The sequence below is a fragment of the Oscillibacter valericigenes genome (genome assembly GCF_021531915.1).
GTDB lineage: Bacteria > Bacillota > Clostridia > Oscillospirales > Oscillospiraceae > Oscillibacter > Oscillibacter valericigenes_A.
Genome location: NZ_JAFBIV010000005.1, coordinates 26,131 through 47,322 on the forward strand (window position 1 = coordinate 26,131; position 21,192 = coordinate 47,322).

Annotated in this window: 26 protein-coding genes; all 26 read right to left on the reverse strand. The window is 59.8% G+C overall.

The genetic code is table 11. The features are described from left to right. Positions 1–14 precede the first annotated feature (14 nt). Positions 15–227, reverse strand: coding sequence for a DNA-directed RNA polymerase subunit omega (gene rpoZ, locus JQM66_RS05330; protein WP_235228848.1), 213 nt, complete (start codon positions 225–227; stop codon positions 15–17). A 47-nt stretch (positions 228–274) separates the two neighbouring features. Further along, positions 275–871 (reverse strand): guanylate kinase, encoded by a 597-nt coding sequence (gmk, locus tag JQM66_RS05335; protein WP_235228849.1) that lies wholly within the window; start codon positions 869–871, stop codon positions 275–277. After that, positions 868–1,116, reverse strand: coding sequence for a DUF370 domain-containing protein (locus JQM66_RS05340; protein ID WP_235228850.1), 249 nt, complete (start codon positions 1,114–1,116; stop codon positions 868–870). The genes gmk and JQM66_RS05340 overlap by 4 nt, the downstream gene beginning before the upstream one ends. A 4-nt stretch (positions 1,117–1,120) precedes the next feature. Further along, positions 1,121–1,999 (reverse strand): YicC/YloC family endoribonuclease, encoded by an 879-nt coding sequence (locus JQM66_RS05345; RefSeq protein WP_235228851.1) that lies wholly within the window; start codon positions 1,997–1,999, stop codon positions 1,121–1,123. A 19-nt stretch (positions 2,000–2,018) separates the two neighbouring features. Then, complete coding sequence (locus tag JQM66_RS05350) at positions 2,019–2,639, reverse strand: J domain-containing protein (RefSeq protein ID WP_235228852.1); 621 nt, start codon at positions 2,637–2,639, stop codon at positions 2,019–2,021. Then, the gene (locus JQM66_RS05355; protein ID WP_235228853.1) at positions 2,636–3,541 is read right to left on the reverse strand and encodes a DUF5685 family protein; all 906 of its coding nucleotides are present in this window, start codon (positions 3,539–3,541) and stop codon (positions 2,636–2,638) included. Before JQM66_RS05355 ends, JQM66_RS05350 begins: the two co-directional genes overlap by 4 nt. A 4-nt stretch (positions 3,542–3,545) precedes the next feature. After that, positions 3,546–3,956, reverse strand: a complete 411-nt coding sequence (locus tag JQM66_RS05360) for a SoxR reducing system RseC family protein (protein WP_235228854.1) — start codon at positions 3,954–3,956, stop codon at positions 3,546–3,548. 18 nt (positions 3,957–3,974) lie between these two features. Next, positions 3,975–5,303 (reverse strand): CdaR family protein, encoded by a 1,329-nt coding sequence (locus JQM66_RS05365; protein WP_235228855.1) that lies wholly within the window; start codon positions 5,301–5,303, stop codon positions 3,975–3,977. Next, the gene (cdaA, locus tag JQM66_RS05370; RefSeq protein WP_235228857.1) at positions 5,293–6,177 is read right to left on the reverse strand and encodes a diadenylate cyclase CdaA; all 885 of its coding nucleotides are present in this window, start codon (positions 6,175–6,177) and stop codon (positions 5,293–5,295) included. The genes JQM66_RS05365 and cdaA overlap by 11 nt, the downstream gene beginning before the upstream one ends. A gap of 111 nt (positions 6,178–6,288) precedes the next feature. Then, on the reverse strand, positions 6,289–7,413 hold the full coding sequence (locus JQM66_RS05375; RefSeq protein ID WP_235228858.1) for an aminotransferase class V-fold PLP-dependent enzyme: 1,125 nt from the start codon (positions 7,411–7,413) through the stop codon (positions 6,289–6,291). Next, positions 7,410–7,661, reverse strand: a complete 252-nt coding sequence (locus tag JQM66_RS05380; protein WP_235228860.1) for a DUF3343 domain-containing protein — start codon at positions 7,659–7,661, stop codon at positions 7,410–7,412. The genes JQM66_RS05375 and JQM66_RS05380 overlap by 4 nt, the downstream gene beginning before the upstream one ends. A gap of 98 nt (positions 7,662–7,759) precedes the next feature. Beyond that, positions 7,760–8,248, reverse strand: a complete 489-nt coding sequence (gene ispF / locus JQM66_RS05385; protein WP_235228861.1) for a 2-C-methyl-D-erythritol 2,4-cyclodiphosphate synthase — start codon at positions 8,246–8,248, stop codon at positions 7,760–7,762. Next, entirely contained in the window at positions 8,245–8,976 is a 732-nt protein-coding gene (gene ispD / locus JQM66_RS05390) for a 2-C-methyl-D-erythritol 4-phosphate cytidylyltransferase (protein ID WP_235228862.1), read from the reverse strand. The genes ispF and ispD overlap by 4 nt, the downstream gene beginning before the upstream one ends. A gap of 22 nt (positions 8,977–8,998) precedes the next feature. Continuing rightward, complete coding sequence (locus JQM66_RS05395) at positions 8,999–9,493, reverse strand: CarD family transcriptional regulator (protein WP_235228863.1); 495 nt, start codon at positions 9,491–9,493, stop codon at positions 8,999–9,001. Between the two features lie 213 nt (positions 9,494–9,706). Next, positions 9,707–11,053 (reverse strand): butyryl-CoA:acetate CoA-transferase, encoded by a 1,347-nt coding sequence (locus JQM66_RS05400; RefSeq protein ID WP_235228864.1) that lies wholly within the window; start codon positions 11,051–11,053, stop codon positions 9,707–9,709. A 163-nt stretch (positions 11,054–11,216) separates the two neighbouring features. Continuing rightward, a complete protein-coding gene (locus JQM66_RS05405) occupies positions 11,217–13,172 on the reverse strand; it encodes a bifunctional 4-hydroxy-3-methylbut-2-enyl diphosphate reductase/30S ribosomal protein S1 (RefSeq protein WP_235228865.1) in 1,956 nt (651 codons plus the stop codon). Further along, positions 13,169–13,804: a lysophospholipid acyltransferase family protein gene (locus JQM66_RS05410; RefSeq protein WP_235228866.1), complete on the reverse strand. Its 636-nt coding sequence runs from the start codon at positions 13,802–13,804 to the stop codon at positions 13,169–13,171. The genes JQM66_RS05405 and JQM66_RS05410 overlap by 4 nt, the downstream gene beginning before the upstream one ends. Further along, complete coding sequence (gene cmk, locus JQM66_RS05415; RefSeq protein ID WP_235228867.1) at positions 13,801–14,475, reverse strand: (d)CMP kinase; 675 nt, start codon at positions 14,473–14,475, stop codon at positions 13,801–13,803. The genes JQM66_RS05410 and cmk overlap by 4 nt, the downstream gene beginning before the upstream one ends. Positions 14,476–14,489: 14 nt before the next feature. Beyond that, positions 14,490–15,725 carry a BaiN/RdsA family NAD(P)/FAD-dependent oxidoreductase gene (locus JQM66_RS05420; protein ID WP_235228868.1) on the reverse strand — a complete coding sequence of 412 codons (1,236 nt, stop codon included), beginning with the start codon at positions 15,723–15,725 and terminating at the stop codon, positions 14,490–14,492. Then, entirely contained in the window at positions 15,718–16,584 is an 867-nt protein-coding gene (locus JQM66_RS05425) for a MurR/RpiR family transcriptional regulator (protein WP_235228869.1), read from the reverse strand. The genes JQM66_RS05420 and JQM66_RS05425 overlap by 8 nt, the downstream gene beginning before the upstream one ends. Before the next feature lie 183 nt (positions 16,585–16,767). Continuing rightward, complete coding sequence (locus JQM66_RS05430; RefSeq protein WP_235228870.1) at positions 16,768–17,484, reverse strand: pseudouridine synthase; 717 nt, start codon at positions 17,482–17,484, stop codon at positions 16,768–16,770. A 12-nt stretch (positions 17,485–17,496) separates the two neighbouring features. Continuing rightward, positions 17,497–18,582 carry a D-alanyl-D-alanine carboxypeptidase family protein gene (locus JQM66_RS05435; RefSeq protein ID WP_235228871.1) on the reverse strand — a complete coding sequence of 362 codons (1,086 nt, stop codon included), beginning with the start codon at positions 18,580–18,582 and terminating at the stop codon, positions 17,497–17,499. Positions 18,583–18,626: 44 nt separating this feature from the next. Next, entirely contained in the window at positions 18,627–19,025 is a 399-nt protein-coding gene (gene ytfJ, locus JQM66_RS05440) for a GerW family sporulation protein (protein WP_235228872.1), read from the reverse strand. A 43-nt stretch (positions 19,026–19,068) separates the two neighbouring features. Continuing rightward, positions 19,069–19,713, reverse strand: coding sequence for a hypothetical protein (locus tag JQM66_RS05445; protein ID WP_235228873.1), 645 nt, complete (start codon positions 19,711–19,713; stop codon positions 19,069–19,071). Positions 19,714–19,749: 36 nt separating this feature from the next. Further along, positions 19,750–20,388, reverse strand: a complete 639-nt coding sequence (scpB, locus tag JQM66_RS05450) for an SMC-Scp complex subunit ScpB (RefSeq protein WP_235228874.1) — start codon at positions 20,386–20,388, stop codon at positions 19,750–19,752. A gap of 12 nt (positions 20,389–20,400) precedes the next feature. Next, positions 20,401–21,186: a segregation and condensation protein A gene (locus JQM66_RS05455; protein WP_235228875.1), complete on the reverse strand. Its 786-nt coding sequence runs from the start codon at positions 21,184–21,186 to the stop codon at positions 20,401–20,403. Positions 21,187–21,192 lie beyond the last annotated feature (6 nt).

The window sequence follows — 21,192 nt, forward strand, 5'->3', positions numbered from 1 at the left end:
TTGTCTTACACGTATTATTCCTCGATGGTCAGATCCATGTGACTGGCGTCCAGCTTGCCCTCGGCCACTTCGTTGATAGCCAGAGTGACAGGCTTTTCATCCAGATGCTCACCGGTCTCCTCGGCGGTCTCGGCGATCTGACGGGCCCGGCGGGCCACCACGTTCACCAGCATATAGCGGTTGGGGACATAGCTTGTCAGCTTGTTCATTGCGGGATACAGCATCATAATACTCTACTTCCATTCTGCCTTTCAGGCTGAAATTTTTGATGGGGTTATTTGCCGCTGAGGACCGCCATGCGCTCCTTGGGTTTGCAGTGTTCGGCGGTTATAATGGCATCCAATTCGTTCACCGCGTTCTCCACGGTGTCGTTGATGACGAAATAATCATAGGTGTGGGCGGTCTGGAATTCCACCTTGGCCCGCAGCAGGCGCTTCTGGATCTTGTCCTGACTGTCGGTACCCCGGTCGGTCAGGCGGCGTTCCAGCTCCGCCCAGCTGGGGGGCGCGATGAAGATGCGCACGGTGTCCGGCCGCTTGCTGGTGACCTGGATAGCGCCCTGGACCTCAATGTCCAGAATAACGTCCTTCCCCTGCTCCATGGCCTCGTCCACGAAGCGCTTGGGGGTGCCATAGAAGTTCCCCACATATTCGGCGTACTCCAGAAATTGGTCCATGGAGATCCACTTACGGAAGGAATCCACGTCCATAAAGTGGTAATGGATACCGTCCAGCTCTCCGGGACGGGGGTCCCGGGTGGTGGCGGAGACGGAAAAATAGAGGTTTTTCCGCCGCTCCAGCAGTGCTCTGAGCACCGTGCTCTTTCCAACCCCGGAGGGGCCGGAAACAATAAAAGTTTTTCCCTTGGTCATGCTTTCTCCTCCGTATTGCCATCCAGCGGGCCGAACTTCTCCGGCGGCAGCGCCGACAGGATCACGTGGTCGCTGTCCATGATGAAGATGGATGCGGTCTTGCGTCCGTAGGTGGCATCAATCAGCATTCCACGCTCCCGGGTTTCCTGGACCATACGCTTGATGGGGGCAGAATCCGGACTGACAATGGCCACCAGCCGGTCCTGGGATACCATATTTCCAAATCCAATGTTGATGAGCTTCATAGTGTTACTCCACGTTCTGGACCTGCTCCCGCATCTTCTCCACTTCGGCCTTCAGGCCCACCACCACCTGAGCAATGGCCACGTCGTTGCACTTGGAGCCGATGGTGTTGGATTCCCGGTTGACCTCTTGAATCAGGAAGTCCATCTTGCGGCCCATAGGCTCGTCGGAGGCAATCATGGTCCGCAGCTGGGCCACGTGGCTCCGCAGGCGGACGGTCTCCTCGTCCACGGCCACCTTGTCGGCGTAGATGGCAGCCTCGGTCAGGATGCGCTGCTCGTCGATGGTGGTGCTCTGCAGCACCTCCTGCATCCGGGCGGTGAGCTTTGCCCGGTACTCCGCCACGGTCTGGGGAGAGCGCTCCTCTACCTGGCTGGTGTAGTTCTCGATGTTGGTCAGGCGGTTACCGATGTCCTCCGCCAGCTTGGCGCCCTCCACGGCCCGCATGGCGTTGTAGGCAACCAGAGCGTCATCCAGGACGGCACAGATATCGGCGCTGACAGTTTCCAGGTCCTCGTCCGCCTTGGTGACGGTCAGTACGTCCGGGAACCGGGCCAGCTGCTCCGGCGTCACATGAGACTCCGTGCTGCACACCTCCGCCAGTTCGTTGAGCGCACTGGCGTACTGAGCAGCCAGTTCCCGATTGACGGTGACCTTGGCCACATCAGCGGCAGAGGCATCCACAGTGATAAACACATCCACCTTGCCTCGGGAGATGGCCTGCTGGACATGCTGCTTGATGGCATCCTCCGCAAAGCTGTACATCCGGGGCATCTTCACTGTGCAGTCCAGATAGCGGTTGTTGACGGACCGGACCTCCACAGTGATATCCCGCTTGTTCAGGATCTCTTTTGCCCGGCCATAGCCGGTCATACTCTTGATCACGTTTTCTTCCTCCCTATTTTCAGCAGCAGAACCAGTATCCGCCGCCATTGCATAGCGTCCAGAGACAGCACAGAGGGATACAGGGATTTCCTGCGCAGACATCCGTGCCGAACGGCTGCCCGCCCGGACGGTAGGCGGACTGGGTCCCCTTTTCCATGAACTCCAGGGCCTGCCGGTACTCCGGGTTGCCCGGCTCCATCTGGCAGGCAGTCTGGTAATACCGCTTGGCCTCGTCCATCCAGCCACGCCGGTAGCAGACAGCGCCCCGCAGGAAGTTCCACTCCGCGTTGTGGTCGCTGTAATTGGCCAGCAGCGCCTCGGCACGGCTGAGATCGCCGGACTGAATGGCAATGCGCACCTGCTGCAGGACAGAACTGCTGCTGCGGCCCTGATACTGGCCGTACTGCTGCTGGTATCCGCCGTAGCTGCCGCCGGAAGCGCGGCTCCCTCCGCTCCGCCGGCGGTTGATCTCCTCGTAGGCGGCATTGATCTCTTTCATCTTTTCCTGTGCCAGGTCCGCCAGAGGATTGTCGTGGTAGTTGTCCGGGTGGTACTTCCGGGCCAGATCCCGGTATGCCTTTTTGATTTCTTCATCCGAGGCGTTTTCCGATACACCCAGGATTTGATAGGGATCGTTCATGTGGTCTCCTCAACATTCTTCTGTTTCTTTCTATCTGCTCCGCGCCCCATGGTGCGGAAGGTACCGTCCAGAACGGCCTTTCCAATCTGGAACAGGCCGGTGTATATGGTTTCCGACAGCAGCGGCGTCCAGACACCGAAGTCCCACAGCTCAAAGGCCGTGGCCATCATGTGGATGGAGTGATCCAGTGTGGCGGTGAACTCCCGGCGGCTGTCCGGGGGCCAAGCTCCGTCTGTCAGGCCAAACCGCAGTGCCACGGGATTATAGTTCCCGGAAGCCGCGTCTTTTTTCAAATCATCCGCCGCGTCGATCAAATAGACCCAGCGGCCCAGGTGGTACAGCAGCTGCTCCAGCACCCGCTGCCGGACGGGGTCCTCCACCTCCCCGGCGGCGCTGCCCAGCAGTACCGCGAAAGCGTCCGCTGCCCGGTCGATGGAGGGGCATTGTTCTCCCTCCAGCTGCGCCAGCAAATCCAGTTGCCGACGCACCGCCCGGTCAAAGCCGGGACGCAGAGATGACGCCTTCCGATAGGCAGGTTCCAAAACAGTGGAAAGGCCCCTGTATTTCAGACCGTGTAGCCAGTCGTGGTCCGCCACGCCGTCCCGCAGCTGCCAGTAGGCCAGGATGACGCTCTCATCAGCAGCCAGTTCCATGGCCGGGTCCTGCTCCAGAAACGCGTGGGCGTGGACCGGATGGACCAGACACCGGGCGTTTCCGGAAGGTCCCTCCTCCCGGTGGTAGAGCAGGATGGCCAGGTAGGTGAAATCATAATTCAGAATGAACCGGGCCGCCGTGCCGTACCGCCGCCCCAAGGTGTGGCAAAGGCCGCAGTACATGCGCCGGAACCGGGCCGCCTCCTCTGGGGGGAGAACGGCCAGGGGGGGCCTGACGTAGCCGAACACCGGGTCAGAAGAGCCGGACGATGGTGAAGGACAAACCGCCCTTCGCCTTCAGGCGTCGGTCATAACAGATGGCAGCCACGATGCCGACGAGAAACCCGATCACTGCCACGGTGTACTGCACAGCCACCGGAGCCCCCAGGAAGAATGCCGCCAGATAGCCCAGCAGGAACAGGACCACCGGGGTGGCATACACCAGCGCCACGATGCGGAGCATCTTCTGGGTGTCGCTCTGCACCACCACCTTCTGCCCGGGATGGGCACCGATGGGGTTGACGGCCTTGGCTTTGACAGCCGCACCGGAGACACCGCAGCCGGCGCACTCCTCGCAGTCATGGCCGCAGGCGGACTTCCGGGGAACGGAGATCACGGCGTGGTTGGGATCAAGAATACGTTCAACAGTTGCGATTTGGGTCATGGTACATTACTCCTGTGTTCATGCTTCCGGTGAGGTTTCCGTGTCCTGACCAGGCTCTTCTGTGGGTTCCTCCGGAAGCGGCTCGTGAGGCTCTCGGATGCGGACCTGGACCTGATAGTTTCCACTGACGCCGAGATCTCCGGCGTTGGAGGCCACCTCCACGAAGGCTGGGACCGTATAGGTACCGGAGGCGGCGGAGTAGTTGGTGAGGTCGGCCACCACGGTGATCTGATCTTCCGTGATCGCCTCCACATCCGCCGTGGTGCCGAAAACGCGGACTGTCAGTTCCTGGGTCAGGATGTCCACCCGCTTCCCGCTGGGCAGGTTGGCGTAGGTGAACTGCTGGGTAGTCACCTCCGCGCTGGTCATGTCCGCAAAGCTGACATCCAGCGTGGCACGGGTCACACCGCTGAGGTTCTGGCAGCCATCAGGGATGATAATGGGATAGGTGTGGTAACGGGGACCGCCGTTCAGCAGATCCAGCAGGTCCAGCTCGCCCAAAGTAATGGTCTCCACATTCCGCAGAGCGGCAGCATCGCCGGATACCACAATATACTCGGGCTTGATCTCGTAATTCAGATTGGACTTCCTGGCACCTGGAGACTCCTTGAAGTCCACCACCAGCTTCAATTCCTTGGTCACAAAGACCGGCAGGGTCACCTGGACGCTATCCACTGTAGGATGGATATTGGCACTGCTCAGCGGCTTGTTGTTCTTGTCAAAATACTGGAAGGTCAGCTCCTGTGATACGGTCTCCTCGGCACCGTCTCCGACGTCCAGAACCACCTTTACATAGCTGACGGGGTCAATGTCCTTGGCCTGTCCGCGAATCTCCAGGGTGTCCTGGGACAGCTGCAGCTGTCCGGCAGAATAGCCATCCGCCACATGACCGGAGAGCTCGCAGCGGATATCCACGATGCGGCGGTTCAGCTCGCTGATGTTCACCGTCACCTGGTTGCTGCTGGGCTTTCTGGACATATCACTGGAAAATTTGTCGTCATCATAGGAAAAGGTGCAGGGCACCTGCTGGATACCGGCCTTCTCCACATTGGAGAGGTCCACGTTGATGGTGATATCGTCCTGCTCCAGACGGGATACCTGGCGGCGTCCGCCCTTGACGGTGACATCCAGGGATGCAGTGGTATCATCCTCCAGCAGCATCAAGCCCCGGTCCGCCAGCTTGCTCTCTCCGTTGAAATTGACGGGAATGTCCGTAATGGTCTTCTCAATGACACGGTGTCCGCCGTTGTTGCCGAATTCATCGGCATAGATCCACATGGAGATGGCTGCCAGCAAAGCCAGCAGGATGTAAAGGGCCTTCCTCTTTTTTCCCTGTTCATTCTGCATCGTCCGCACCTCCGTTCTGTTTGGTGCGCAGCAGACCCGCAAGGCTGAACTTCTGCTTGTCCGATTCGTTTTCCTCCTGCGGCAGCAATTCATTCCGCAGGAGGTTTTCCAGGGTTTCTGGCTTCAGATGGCGCTTCAGCATGCCGCCGATGGCCACGGAGATGGAGCCAGTCTCCTCCGACACGATGACCACCACCGCATCGGAATTCTCGCTCATGCCGATACCCGCCCGGTGGCGCATACCCAAATCTCGGCTCAGGTTCACGTTTTTGCTCAGCGGCAGCATGCAGCCCGCGGCCAGCACCCGGCCCTGCCGGACGATCACAGCGCCGTCGTGCATGGGTGCCTTGACAAAGAAAATGTTTTTCAGCAGCTCGCTGGAGACAGAGGCGTCCAGCACCGTGCCGCTGCGGACCATGTCATCCAGCAGGATCTCCCGCTCAAACACGATCAGCACGCCGGTACGGGACTGGGACATCTCCGTGCAGGCCAGTACCGTCTGGCTGATGGTCTGCTCCATGCTGCTGGCGACCTCCGAATGGGTGAAGAACGCCATGAAGCGGCGGCTGCCCATTTCCTCCAGGATCCGGCGGATCTCCGGCTGAAACAGGATGATGAGGGCCAGGACACCCACTTCTACCATGCGGTTCAAAATGAAGTTGATCCCGTTCAGCTGCAGCAGGCCCGACAGCACCAGAGCCGCCAGGAATATAAACAGACCCTTCAGCAGGCTGGCGGCCTTGGTGCTCCGCACCAGAAGGAGCAGATGGTACATCAAAAATACCATGATGCCGATATCCAGGATATCCGTCACCTGCAGGGTCAGCAGATAGCGGCCGATATCAGCTGGGAATTCCATCAATTTCAGATCCATGGAAACGTCTTCATTCCTTTCGGACCGGATTACATTCGTTTTCTTATTATATAAAAGATGGCTGTCAATTGCAAGGTGAATTGGGGGAAAATTCACGGACTGTTCAGAAAATCACCGCAGAAGTCCACGGAACACCTCAAGAGTCTGATACACCTCTGCCGGGGTATTGAAATCAGAGACACTCAGCCGGACCGTACCCGTTTCCAGGGTCCCCGCTGTGCGATGCGCAAAGGGCGCGCAGTGGATACCTGCCCGGACGGCAATGCCACGCTCCGCCAGCTCCTCCCCCAGGACCTCCACATCTTTCTTTTCAGGCACCACCGACAGCACCCCTGCCTGCTGGCGAAGTCCGGGCAGGGCATAGACCCGCAGGCCCGGGATGGTCCGCAGTCCCTCCGCCAGCAGCAGGGTCAGCTGACGCTCCCGCAGGCAGATGGCATCCATCCCCCGCCGCTTCACATACCGGACGCCCTCCAGCAGCCCCGCGATACCGGGCATGTTGTGGGTGCCCGCCTCCAGCCGGTCCGGCAGGAAGTCCGGCATCTCCTGCCGGATAGAAAGGCTTCCGGTCCCCCCTTCCAGCAGTGTACGGACCAGTACACCTTCACCGCACAGCAGAACGCCGATCCCCTGGGGACCGTACAGGCCCTTGTGGCCGGGCATGGCGATAAAGGCTGCTCCCAGCGCTGTCATATCCAGCGGCAGGACCCCCGCCGACTGGGATGCATCGATGACCAGCGGAACCTTCCGTTTGCGGCAAATGGCGGCAATATCCTCAATAGGCAGGATGAAGCCGAACACGTTGGAAATGTGGTTGCAGATCACCGCGTCGGTGTCCGGCGTCACCAGCCGGTCAAAGGCGGCTGTAATGGTTTCTGGGTCGAACAGCGTTCCGGAGGCCACGGAGACCCGGGCATTCATAGCCAGCAGCGGCCGGGTGACGGCATTGTGCTCATAGCCGGAAACCACCACGTTTCCTCCGGGAGGCACCAGGCTTTTGATGGCGATGTTCAGTCCGTGGGTGGCGTTCATGGTGAAGACCACCTGCTCCGGATTGGACAAGGAAAACAGCTCCGCCAGCTCGCTGCGGCAGTCGAAGGCCGTCTCCGCCGCCCGCATGGCGGCCGGGTGTCCGCCCCGCCCGGGGGAACTCATGGTGGCTAAAGCCCGCTGCATAGCGGCGGCTACAGCGGGGGGCTTCTGAAACGTGGTGGCCGCGCTGTCCAGATAGATCATGGGGCCACCTCCCGGTAGGCGCCCTTCTGGTACAAAAATATCTGAACAGGGTCCAGCGCCGCCCTGTGCATGACGATCAGAGCCTGGGGCAGGTCGGCGACGGCCAGCCGCAGGACATAGGCACAGCCCAGGTCCGTCAGGTCTCTGGGTGCGCGAAAGATCTGACAGCGGATACCGGCCTTTTCCAGGACCCGCTGCATCCGTTGGGCATAGGTGACGGACCGGGCAAGGATCAAATAGTGCTCCACAGACACTCCTCCTCTCTGCACAGTCTATGCCGTTCAGGAGGTTCACGTGCTGTGAGACAGAAAAACGGCGGACCTTCCCAAGGAAAGTCCGCCGTCGCTTATGCACCTGCTTTTTCCAGCAGCACCACCGCGTGAGCCGCCATGCCGGAACCGTCTCCGGTGAAGCCAAGGCCCTCCTCGGTGGTGGCCTTGATGTTGACCTGCTCCGGGTCGATGCCCAGGGCCTCAGCTACGTTGGCCGCCATCTGGGGCCAGTAGGGTCCCACCTTGGGTGCCTGTGCCAGGAGGGTAGCGTCGATGTTCACCACTTCGAAGCCCCTCTCTCCCAGCAGCCGGCCCACCTCCCGCAGCAGCTTGACGCTGGAGATGCCGGCGTAAGCCGGGTCCGTGTCCGGGAACAGCTTACCGATATCCCCCAGCCGGGCGGCGCCGGTGAGGGCATCCATGATGGCGTGGACCAGTACGTCAGCGTCGGAATGGCCCAGCAGGCCCTTTTCCCAGGGAATGTCCACGCCCCCTAGGATCAGCCGCCGCCCTTCCACCAAACGGTGCACGTCATATCCGTGTCCAATGCGCAGATTTGTCATACCCGCTCCTCCCTGTTCTGCAGGATCGCCTCCGCCAGGATCAGGTCCGTTGGGGTGGTGATCTTCAGGTTTTCCTCGTCGCCCTCCACCAGGAAGACCACCTTGCCCAGCTGCTCCACGGCGGAACAGTCGTCAGTGACGGGGATGTTTTTCTCCAGTGCGTCCTGGAGGGCTGCTTTCAGGATGCTAGCTTCAAAGACCTGAGGGGTCTGGACGGCCCGCAGGGAGCTCCGGTCCAGGGTCTCCTCCACAGCGCCGCCGTCCCGGACCACCTTGACGGTGTCCTTCACCGGAACTGCGGGGGCTGCGGCGCCGCAGCGTACCGCCGCTGTGATCACATTGTCGATCAGTTCCGGCGTCACCAGGGGCCTGGCACCGTCCTGCACCGCCAGCAGCTCCGTGTCCGGCGATGCCTCCAGGGCAGCCAGCAACACAGAATGGGCCCGGGTCTCGCCGCCCCGGACCACCTTGGTGCATTTTTTGATACCATATGTACGACAGAGCTGGGAGATCTCCACCAGATCCTCTTCCCTGGTGGCTACCACAATCTCATCCACCATCCCTGCGTTCTGGAGCGCTGTCAGCGTCCGGACCAGCACAGGAACGCCGTCCAGAGGCTCCAGCAGCTTATTGACGCCGCCCATGCGGCTGGAGCTGCCGGCGGCGGCCACCAGCGCCGCGCACCGGGGGCGGCGCCGTTCCTTCACTTTTTTCAAAAACGATAGCATGGTTTCCTTCCTTCCGGTTAACTCACATAGGGACCGGCAGCTGCATCATGGCGCGGTCCAGCCGGCGCTCTACATCCTGATAGTCACTCTTTTGGGCCAGCACGATTTCGGAGATCATGATCTGCTTGGCAATATGGAGCATTTTCCGTTCCCCTGTAGAGAGACCCCGCTGGGCCTCCCTGTGCATCAGCGCCTTCACAACCCGGGCCACCTCATAGAGGTCCCCGCTTTTCAGGCGCAGCATATTCTCCTGGTAACGCTTGTTCCAGTTGGTGTTGGTCTCCACGGTCAAAGCGGGAATGGCGTCCAGCAGTGTCTCAGCCTCCTCGGCCGTGATGATCGCACGGACACCAATGGCGCCGCTGTTGGCCACCGGGATCTTCAGCACAAGACCGCCCATAGGCATCTTGAAGACATAGTATTCCTTTGTGATCCCAGTGACTTTTTCCTGGATGATATTGTCGATAACGCCGGCGCCGTGCATAGGATGCACGACCAGATCCCCAATGCTGAACATGGCAAGTCCTTTTCCTTTCCTGTCCGCGCGGTGACTGGTTCCCGCTCTGTCGGCCTATTTTTTCCATGATATCCCTGATACAGGCATATTATACCTATTTTTCGGGCATTTTACAAGCTGTTTTCTTAAAATTTAGAACATTTTTTGCAAAACAATCAGAAAAAACGGCGGACAGCCAAAAAGCCGCCCGCCGTTGTTCAAAAAAACAAATATTTACTTCTTGTTGGAGCGGCGCCAGATGTGCATTTTTTCGGCTTCCGCGATCAGTTCCTCCCGGAACTGAGGATGGGCGATATTGATCAGGCCCTCGGCACGTTCCCAAGTGGACTTGCCCTTGGCATTGAACTTGCCGTATTCCGTCACCAGCCAGTGGAGGTTGGTACGGGTGCAGGTGGCGATGGAGCCCTCCAGCAGGGTGGGACGGATGCGGGAGTGGAGCTCACCGGTCTTCTTGTCCTTCACGGTGGCGGAGCAGCAAATAAAGCTCTTGCCGCCCTTGGCCAGATAGGCGCCCATGACGAAGTCCTGCTGGCCGCCTGCGCCGGAAATGTGGCTGGTGCCGGAGGACTCAGAGGACACCTGGCCGTACAGATCGATGTCCACAGCGCCGTTGATAGAGATGAAGTTGTCGATCTGGGACACCCGGGCGATGTCATTGACATAGCTGACGGGAGCCGCCATGCAGGCAGGGTTGTTGTTGATATAGTCGTACAGCTTCTGGGAGCCGGCGGCGAAAGCGTAGACCTGACGGCCCTTGTCAAAGGGCTTGCAGGCGCCGGTCAGCTTTCCGGCCGCAGCCATGTCCACGAAGGCGTCCACGTACATCTCGGTGTGCACGCCCAGGTCCTTCAGATCGCTCTTGGCGATCATCTTGCCGATGGTGTTGGGCACAGAGCCAATGCCCAGCTGCAGGCAGGCGCCGTCGGGGATCTCGGGCACCACCAGGTTGGCGATGGCCATATCCACCTCGGAGGGCTCGCCGGAGCCGCCCAGGGTCTCCATGGGAGGATTCTCGCCCTCAACGATCATATCCACCTCGCTGATGTGGACGCAGTTCTCAAAGCCGCCCAGGCAGACGGGCATATTCTTGTTGACCTCCACGATGACGGTCTTGGCGCAGTCGCAGACGGCCTTCAGGTGAGAGCCGCCGGGGCCGAAGTTAAAATAGCCGTGCTCATCCATGGGAGCCACCTGGAACATGGCCACATCCAGGGTCTTGATGCAGTTGCGGTAGTAGCCGGGCAGTTCGGAATAGCGCAGGGGGATATAATAGGAGAAGCCCTCCTTGATGGCCTTCCGCTCGATGCCGGACATATGCCAGGAGTTCCAGGTAAAGTGGTCAGCGGCATTGGGCGTATCAAAAATAGCGGGACGGCGGGTCAGAATGCCGCCGCGGATGTTGATGCCCGTCAGGTCTTCCATGCGCTTGGCAAGTGCCTTATCCAGTGCGTTGGCGGTGCAGATGCTCCAGCCGTAATCCAGCCAGTCGCCGGACTTGACCACCTGTACAGCCTCGTCGGCAGATTTCAGTTTCTGCTGGTATTCTTCCTGATAGCTCATTGTACTTCCTCCTATTACGATTGCAATTTTTCTGCGTTAAAACTCACATTGTCAAGATTATAACAGGTGCAGCGAGAGATTGCAATGAAAACGTGAAAAAAATCACAAGTTTTTTCAAAAAAGATGCAGGCCCTTTTGGGACCTGCATCTTTGCAGATAAATCTTACTCCTCCACGGGAGCCTCTTCGGCTTCCTCGGCGGCGGGAGCCAGCAGAGCGCGGATGGACAGGGAGATCTTCTTCTTCTCCTCGTCCACAGCGGTGATCTTGGCCTCCACGATCTGACCCTCGGACAGGACATCCTCGGGCTTCTCGATACGGCGGTCAGCGATCTGGGAGATGTGGATCAGACCGTCCACACCGGGCACGACCTCGGCGAAAGCACCGAAGGTCATCAGCTTGACGATGCGGACCTCGGCCACGTCGCCAACGCTGTACTTGTTCATGAAGTTGGTCCAGGGATCCACGCTGTGGTCCTTGCAGCCCAGGGAGATCTTGCGCTTCTCGGGGTCGAAGGAGATGACGTACACATCCATGGTGTCGCCGACCTTGCAAACCTCAGCGGGGGTCTTGATGCGGCTCCAGGACAGCTCGGAGATATGTACCATACCATCCACGCCGCCGATGTCCACAAACACGCCGTAGCTGGTCATGGACTTCACGGTGCCGGTGTAGTGCTTGCCGACCTCGATAGAGCTCCAGACAGCCTCCTGCGCGGCCTTGCGGGCCTCGTCGGTGACGCTGCGGATGGAGCCCACCACGCGGCGGCGGGCACGGTTGACCTCGGTGATGCGCAGCTGGACCTTCTGGCCCTTCATCTCGGACAGGTCAGCGCCGCGGGGCATACCGCTCTGAGAAGCGGGCACGAACACGCGGACGCCCTTGACGGACACCACGATGCCGCCCTTGTTCTCCTCGGTGACAGTGCCTTCCAGCACGGTCTTCTCCTCAACAGCGGTCTCAATGTTCTCCCAGACCTTCACGGCGTCCAGGCGCTTCTTGGACAGCTCGGCGTAGCCTTCCACGTCGTTGACGCGGACAATGTAGGTCTCGATCTCGTCGCCGACCTTCACAATGTCCTCAGGCTTTGCGTTGGGGTCGTCGGTCAGTTCGCTCATCTTGATGTAAGCATACTGCTTTGCGCCAACATCGACCAGAACCTCAGTGGGGTTGATGGCCAGAACGGTGCCGGTGACCTTCTCTCCTGTATTTAAAGTTTTGAAAGACTGATTCAGTAATTCCTCGAAGGACTCCATACCCTCGGCCACTTTGATTTCTTCGCTCATCGTTGCATATACCTCCTTAATAATGCCAGCAGGTGTGGAGGCGCCGGCCGTAAGGCCCGCAACAGAGCAACCATGGAAGAAATCCGGCGAGAGCTCGTCCGCGTTCTCGATCTGGAGGACACGGGGGCATCTCTTCATGCAAATTTCCGTCAAATGTTTGGTGTTGGCGCTTTTACGGTCTCCCACCACGACCATCACGTCCACTTCAGCGGCGATAGAAGCCGCTTCGGCCTGACGCTTATGCGTAGCATTGCATATTGTATCAAATATTTTTGCGTTTGTACACTCTTTTTTTAGGATTTTCCAAGAAGTTTCAAAAAGTTCTCGGATACAGGTAGTCTGAGCCACCACTGTCACAGGGATCTCCCGGTTTTTGGGGTCCTTCTCAAGCCACATTTTTACTGCCTCGGGCCCTTCAAACACCAGAGGATGGCGGCACCAGCTAGCGATGCCGATGACCTCCGGATGGTGAGGCTCGCCGATGATGACCGGCTGCCGCCCCTCTTCCTCCGCCTGGGCCACCAGCTTCTGAATACGGCAGACGTTGGGGCAGGTGGCGTTGACACAGCGGACGCCCCGGCTCTCCAGGTCGTCCAGTACGCTTTTCAGCTCTCCGTGGGAGCGGATGACCACCGTGTCCCCGGAGCCTAGCTGGCTGCTGTCCGATATTTTCCGGATGCCCCGCCGGGCCAGATCCTCCACCACATAGCTGTTGTGGATCAGATCACCCAGCATCCAGCAGCCGCCGGTCTCCACCGCCGTCTTTTCTGCCAGATCCACGGCCCGCCGGACGCCGTAGCAGAATCCGGCGCTCTCCGCAAGGATGACCTTCACAGGGGCTCCCCCCCTACCGTCTGGCCGCCCAGGGCGTAGGCCTCTGCCAGAATGTCATCAGCGATCTTCTGCATCTCCTCAGAGGTGCCGTGGCGGCCTGTGTATACAGGGATGTACGGTTTGCCGAAGATGATGCGGGTCCGGTGGAACAGCTTCTTCTCCCCGTCCACAAACACCGGGATCATGGTGGCGCCGGTGCGGACGCCGATGACCGCCACGCCAGCCTTGGCGTGGGCAGGAAGGCCATCCTTGCAGCCGATGCCGTTGCGAATCACGGTGCCCTCCGGGAAAATCAGCAGGTTGTCTCCGCCTTTAATGGCCTGTATGGCAGTCTTGACTGCCTGGATGTCGTTGTCGCCCCGGCTGACGGGAAAGGCCCCCACATGCCGCAGCGCCCATGCCAGAGGCTTGAAGCGAAACAGCTCCTGCTTGGCCATGATGTGCACCCGGTAGTTGATGGGCAGCCGCAGCACTACCAGCAAGGGGTCCCAGTTGCTGGAGTGGTTGGGACACAATAGGGCGCCATGCTCCGGCAGATTTTCAAGCCCCTCCACCGTGGTGGGATGCAGAATGCGGCACACAAGGCCAACTACATAATAAGCAAATACAAAAAACGTACCCAGGGGTTTCATCTGGTCTTCTCCTTCATGATGTTCAAAAGGGCCTCCTCGCTCTCCGCGAAGGTCAGCTCCGTGGTATCCAGAAGAACGGCGTCCTCGGCCTGCCGCAGGGGCGCCGCGGCCCGGTGGGAGTCGTTCCAGTCCCGCTCCTGGATATCCTTCAGTACAGCTTCAAAGGGCTCCGGCGTACCCCGCTGCTCCAACTCCAGCATCCGTCGCTGAGCCCGGGCCTCCGGGGAGGCGGTCAGGAAGATCTTCACGTCGGCGTCAGGCAGCACCACAGTGCCGATATCCCGGCCGTCCATGATGACGTTGTTGGTGCGGGCCAGCTGGCGCTGCATTTCCAGCAGGAAAGCCCGAACAGCGGGATGGGCGGACACGGCGGAGGCGTACATGGAGATCTGCGGCAGGCGGATCTCCTTGGTCACGTCCGCACCGTTCAGCAGCATGTGCTGGAGGCCGTCTTCCCCGTAGGTCAGCTCCACATGGATCTCCGGAAGCCGGGCGGTCACCGCTGTTTCATCCTTCGGGTCAATTTCTTTTGTATAAATATAGTATCCGATGGTTCGGTAAATGGCGCCGGTGTCCACATATAAATAGCCGAGCTTTGCGGCAATACTGCGGGCCAGGGTGCTTTTTCCGGCACCGGAGGGGCCGTCGATGGCAATGCTGATGGTCTGCATGGTTCACTCTCCTGTCATGTTTCGTTCTCCGCCGCCGCAAGACCGGCGGCGCGGCCTGTTGCCCAGGCGATCTGCAGGTTGAAGCCGCCGGTATAGGCGTCCACGTCGATCACTTCACCTGAAAAGTACAATCCCTTTACAAGCTTTGACTCCATTGTAGCTGGGTTGATCTCGCCGACTTTAACACCGCCGGAGGTAATGATGGCGTCCGTGACCGGGCAGGGGCCCGCGATAGCGATTGGGAAATGCTTCAGCAGGCGCAGAAGCTCACGCCGCTGCTCCTTGGTCAGGTCATGGACCTTCTGATGGGGCGGAATCTCCGTCAACCCCACCACCACGGGGATCAGCTTCTGGGGCAGCAGATCGCCCAGAGCGTTGCAGAAGTCACTGTTGGCGTATTTGGTGAAATCCGACAGCAGCCGTTTGTCCAGCTGCTGCTCATCCAGCGCGGGCTTTAGGTCGATCTCCAGGCGGTACTTTTTCTTTTCAAAGCGCCGCATGTGGGCGGACGCCGACAGTACCAGCGGGCCGCTGACACCAAAGTGGGTAAACAACATCTCGCCGAAATCCGTGTAGATCTTCTTATCGTTTTCAAACACGGTCAGGCTGACATTCCGCAGACTCAACCCCTGCATCCGGGCGCAGAGATTCCCCTGTTCCCGCAAAGGAACCAGGGAGCCCCGCAGGGGCGTAACGGTGTGTCCGGCCTCGGCAGCCATGCGGTGGCCCTCACCTGTGGAGCCGGTAGCAGGATAGCTGACGCCGCCGGTGGCCAGAATGACCGCCTGGGCAGGATACTCCCGGCGTTCTCCCAGCACACCGCAGACGGTTCCCTCTTCGATCTCAAGGTGCACCGCCCGGTCCCGGACCAAGGTGACCCGCAGGGCCTTCAGCCGCCGCTCCAGGGCACCACTGATGTCAAAGGCACGGTCGCTGACGGGAAACACCCGGTTTCCCCGTTCAGTTTTCAGGGGTACCCCCAGCTCTTCAAAAAAAGCCATGGTGTCCCGGCCGTCGAACCGGGAAAAAACACTGTACAGGAACTTGCCGTTCTTCGGCGTGTTGGCCAGCAGGGTCTCCAGGTCCGCATTGTTGGTCACGTTGCAGCGGCCCTTGCCGGTGATATTCAGTTTCTTGCCCAACCGCTCGTTAGGCTCCAGCAGGGTCACAGAGGCCCCCTGCTCCGCCGCGCAGATGGCGGCCATCATGCCGGCGGCGCCGCCGCCCACCACTACGATCTGTTTACTCATCATCCATCTTTCCAAACACGCCGTATTCGTTCCAGATGTCTTCCAGTTCCTCGAAAGTCCTGGCGGCATCGGTGCCCATACGGTAAGCCAGTGCCACCAGCAGGGCGTTGATCAGAGACAGGGGCGCCACCATGGAGTCCACGAAGGATATCATCTCACAGGGGGCCAGCAGGGCCGCGTCGGACATCTGGTACACCGGGGACAACTCGTTGTCTGTCACGGCAATGATGGTGGCTCCCCGGTCCTGGGCAAATTTCACGGTGTTCATGGTCACCCTGGAGTAGCGGGGGAAGCTGATGGCGATCATCACGTCCCCGGGGCCGATGCGGAACAGCTGCTCAAAAATTTCTCCGGCGGCGTTGGACTGGACCAGGGTCACATTTTCGCACAGCAGGTGCATATAAAAGTTCAGATATCCGGCCACATAGGCAGAGGAGCGGACACCCAGAATATAGATATGGCGGGCGTTTTTGATGCGGTCCACCACATCGTCGAACTGGTTCCGGTCTGCCTGGGCAGCCAGCTCCCGCAGCTTGTCGATATCCGACTGCAGCACGGCACCCAACAAGTCCTGCCGCTCAAAGAGCTCCCCGGCCTGCTGGATGCGCTGGGTGGAGGTCAGACGGCTGCGGATCATCTCCTGCAGTGCCCGCTGCATACTGGGATAGCCGTCGTAGCCCAACTCCGAGGCAAACCGTACCACTGTGGATTCGCTGACGCCCACCAGCTTGCCCAGCTTGCTGGCGGTCATGAAAGCCGCTTTATCGTAATTGTCCAGGATGTACCCGGCAATTCTCTTTTGTCCCTTGGAAAAGCCGTTCATGCTGCTTTCAATGGTATGTAAAATGTTTTTCGCCACGGCCATTCCCTCCCCTGTTCGTTCTCTTTTTTATCTTACACACAGAAAATGCGCAGGTCTCCATGCGCATCCTGTCGTATTGTACCACAAACCCTGCAAAATTCAAACGGTTTTTGCAGGAAATTTTGCAAAGCTTGCAAAATGGAAGCGCGGACCCTTTGGCCCGCGCTCAGGCAGCTTGATTCAGGTTGCGGATGGCTCTTTCAGGGCGGCAACCTCGTCCGCCGTCAGATACCGCCATCTGCCAAGCGGAAGGTCACCCAGCTCCAGAGAATGCTCCCGGATCCGACACAGCCGCTTCACGGTCAGCCCACACGCAGCACACATCCGTCGAATCTGCCGGTTTTTGCCCTCGTGGATGGTGATGGACAGCTCCGCCGTCTGGCGGGTTTTCCGCAGGACCTCTACTTTTGCGGGGCGGATGGGTTCCCCCTCCAGGTCGGTAATGGCGGCCAGCTTTTCCGCCGCGCCGTCCACCGGGCCAAATACGGAGACTAAATAGGTCTTGTTGACCTCTCCGCTGGGATGCAGCAAATGCTGCATCAGATCACCATCGTTGGTCATCAACAGCAGGCCTTCGGAATCCAGGTCCAGCCGCCCCACGGGATACACCCGGGTCCCGCAGTCCCGCACCAGGTCCGCCACGGTCTTTCGGCCCTTTTCGTCGGACAGAGTGGTCACATAGCCCCGGGGCTTGTTCAGCAGCAGATAGACGTGCTCGGCTTTTGACGCCAAGAGGTTCCCGTCCACCCGGATGTCATCCCGATCCGGGTCCGCTCGCTGTCCCAGCTCCGCCGTCACTCCGTTGACGGTCACGCGGCCTGCGGTGATGTAATCCTCCGCTGCCCGACGGGAACACACCCCGGCAGCGGAGAGCAGTTTTTGCAGTCGTTCTTCCATATGTCAGTCCTTCTATCGGGCCAGTTTCAGCACTGCCAGGGCGGATTCCGCCCTGGGTGCCACGGATTCTCCGCACAGCAGGTCCACCCGGCCGACCTCCTGGCCGTCCAGGGTAAAAACAGCCTGTCCCACCTTGGTCCCGGCAGCCAGCGGTGCTGTCAGGGTATCTGTGAGCTCCAGGCGTGTTTCCAGCCTTTCCCCATCCGCGATGGGCCAGGAAAAGCTCTCCGCCGCCACCAGGGCCACGGTTTTCTGCGCGCCGTCCTTCACGGAGACCCGGCGAAGGGGCTGTCCCAGAACAGACAGGCGTTTGGCTGGATAGGCAGCAAAGCCATACGCATACAGCTCCTGGTGGTCAGCCCAGTCGTTTCCGTCCTGTAAGGTCACCGCCACCAGCCGCTGGCCGTTCTTCTCCATGCAGCTGACCAGGGTCCGGCCCGCTGCTTTGGTATAGCCCGTTTTCAGCCCGATGCAGCCCTCCGACCAGGAGAGCAGCTTGTTGTGATTGGTCATGGTGCGGCCGCCGATGGTGACGGTGCGGGTGGAGGCGATCCGGGCGAAGGTTTCGTTCTCCATAGCGGCGCAGGCTAGCACCGCCATGTCCCGTGCGGTGGAATAGTGGGTCTCCGCGTCCAGCCCGTTGGGGTTGGCGAAAGAGGTATGCACCATTCCCAGCTCCTTGGCGGTCTCGTTCATCATCTTCACAAAGCCCGCCTGGCTGCCGCCTACCTGCTCCGCGATGACCACCGCCGCATCATTTCCGGAGCACAGCATCAGACCGTAGAGCAGCGTCTCCAGGGTCAGCTGCTCCCCCTCCTTCAGGTACATGGAAGAGCCCTCTGTCAGGGTCGCCTCCCGCTTGACGGTCACCATGTCGGAGAGATTCCCTTCCCTGATAGCCACCAGGGCGGTCATGATCTTGGTGGTGCTGGCAATCAGCATTTTCGCATCCGTGTTCTGCTCATATAGCACCCGACCGCTGTCTGCGTCCACCAGGATCGCAGCCGCGGCCGAGGTACTCACAGCTTTTGACTGACAAGGGAGAATACTACACAGCATCAATACCACAGTCAGTACAACGGCAGCGCGCTTTGGCATGGTCCATCACCTCATTCGTTCACGGTGATGGTAGTATACCCCGCTCAGAGGGTCTCTTTTTCCTTCTTCTTGTCGATAATTTTTTCCACTTTATCCACGATCTCCGGGGCTATGTCTACGATGCGGTCCACCGTGTTCATAGGCGCTGCCGCTACAGGCAGCATCCGGGTGGTGCCGTCCTTGATGACCAGGAAGGCCACAGGGTCGATCTTCACGCCTGCGCCTGCTCCGCCGCCAAAGTTGGTGTTGGCGTTCTTGCCGTAGTCGCCGCCACCTCCGCCGAAGCCGAAGCTGATCTTGGAAATGGGGATCAGGGTCACGCCGTCGGGCGTGGTGATAGGCTGGCCGACGATGGTATTGGTGTCGGCCATGGCATGGACCTTATCCATGGTGGAGCGCATCAGCTCGGTCAGTGGATTTTTCTTCTCCGTCGTATTATCCATCTTGTGAACCATCCTTTCTGAATCTGAGAGCAAACCGCTCATATCATGCTGCCGGCTGAGGCGCCGGTGGTTTCTCTTTTGCTTTTTTCCGGAACCGCAGGAACCAGCGGAGCGCCGGAATGGCGATCCCCAGTCCCACGCCCAACAGGGTCCCGATGCGGGCGGTGACGCCCAGGGTCCCCTCGATCAGGGGCTTGGGAGCGTCAAAGTCGATGTCGGTATGGATGCTTGGCTCCGGGGTGTCCAGGACCTTTTCCAGCACCGGCATCCCTGTCCAGATGGCAGCTTGCAGGTAGCCGTACTGCTCCGCCGCCGCGGCCGGGTCATCTGCGCCTCCAAGAATCAGGATGACGGTCAGGGGGTGGATGCGGATGCCCCGGCGAGTCCGGTTCAGGGCCCGCTTCAAAGGCGGCCACAGGGTCCTGACCGCGTCCCTGATATCCGTCAAAGTGGGCTTTGGCAGGGGCTGTTTCTCTTTTTTCTCCTTCGGTTTCTCCGGTTTTTCTGTGGTCTCTTCCTTGGAAGGCTTTGACTTCTTTTTGCCGGGAAACACCCGGAAGCGGAACAGGCCGAATTTGACATCCACCACAGTGGAGCCGCCGGACAGCGTCACCCGCGCTCCCACGCGGGTCAGGCACAGCCACACCAGCAGTAAGACCAGGATGCCCAGAATCCAAAGCGTAATCAACGGCGCTCACCTCTCTTTTTCTCGGATATCTGCCGCTCAGTCCTCCGGGGCCGGGAAATCCGCGTTCTCCGGGGTGTCGGCGCCGACGATCTCCGCTTCCGCAACGGGGTCGATAACCTCACCGGTGTCGCTGAGGCGCATCTGTCCTTCCCCGCCCAGGTCCGGCATCTCCGGCAAATCGTCCAGGCTGGTCAGGTGGAAGGCCCGCAGGAACTGCTTGGTGGTACGGTACAGCCGGGGCCGTCCCGGCACCTGGAGCCGACCGCATTCTTCAATGAGCTTCCGCTCCTGCAGGAGGCCCATGGTATAGGAGCTGTCCACACCACGGATCTGGTCCACATAGGCCCGGGTGGTTGGCTGGTAATAGGCAATGATGGTCAGCACTTCCAGAGCGGGCTGGCTCAGCTTGGCGGGCTTCCGGATCTCAAAGGCGCGACGGATGATGTCGGCGTAGTCCGGGGCGGAACAGAGCTGCCAGCTGTCCTCAATATGCAGCAGGCGGATGCCCCGGCGCTCGTAGGCGTAGTAGTCCATCAGCTTCTGGAGCACCTGCTCCACTGTGGGCCGGTCCATGTCCATGGCCACGCAGATGCGGTCCACATGGACAGGCTCTCCGGACGCGAACAGGATGCCCTCAATGGCGGATTCTATTTCTTTCATCTCCATGGTTTCCATGGCGTGTTCTCCTTAAAAGGTCAGATTGTCAGGCATGTCGCCCTCCTGGCGGACGGTGCAGTCCGTCTCAGAACCGGCCAGATGCAGCACCCGGGCTTTGCAGAGCTCCAGCACCGCCAGGAAGGTAGCCACCACCTCGCTGCGGCTACGGTTCCCCTGAAACAGCAGCCGGAACCGGGTGATGCCGCCCTCTTTCAGGCGCCGCAGGATCTCTCGGGCTTTGCTCTCCACCGGGTATGGCTCATGCTGCACGATATCCTGGAAGGCTGTCTTGGGCGGCGGCAGAGCTCGCTCGGTCCGGCTCCGAATCTCCGCCATCGCCAGGATCAGGTCTGCCTTCTCCTGGTCGTACTCGTAAATCTTTCCCCGCTTCACCGGCTCCGGGTTGCGGGTGATGATGCTGCGGCCAAACTCCCCCATGGGCTCCATCCGCTTTGCCAGCATCTTGACACAGACATATTTTTCGCTGCGGCGCCGCTCCTCCAGAGACTGGATCAGGGCGTCCATCTCGCTCTGGGCCTCCTCATCCTCAATGGACAGCAGCATCCGGGTCTTGATATACACCAGATGGGATGCCATGGTGACGAACTCGCTGGCTACCTCCAGGTCCATCTTCTGCCGCTGCTCCAGCCAGGCGATGTACTGGTCGCAGATCAGAGAGATGGAGATGTCCTGAATCTCCATTTTGTTCTTGCTCAGCAGAAACAGGATCAGGTCCAGGGGACCCTCAAAGTCCTGCATCTCCTCCTCGGAGCGGGAGCGGACGACTTTTTCCAGTTTGAATACGGGATTTTCCAATGGTCA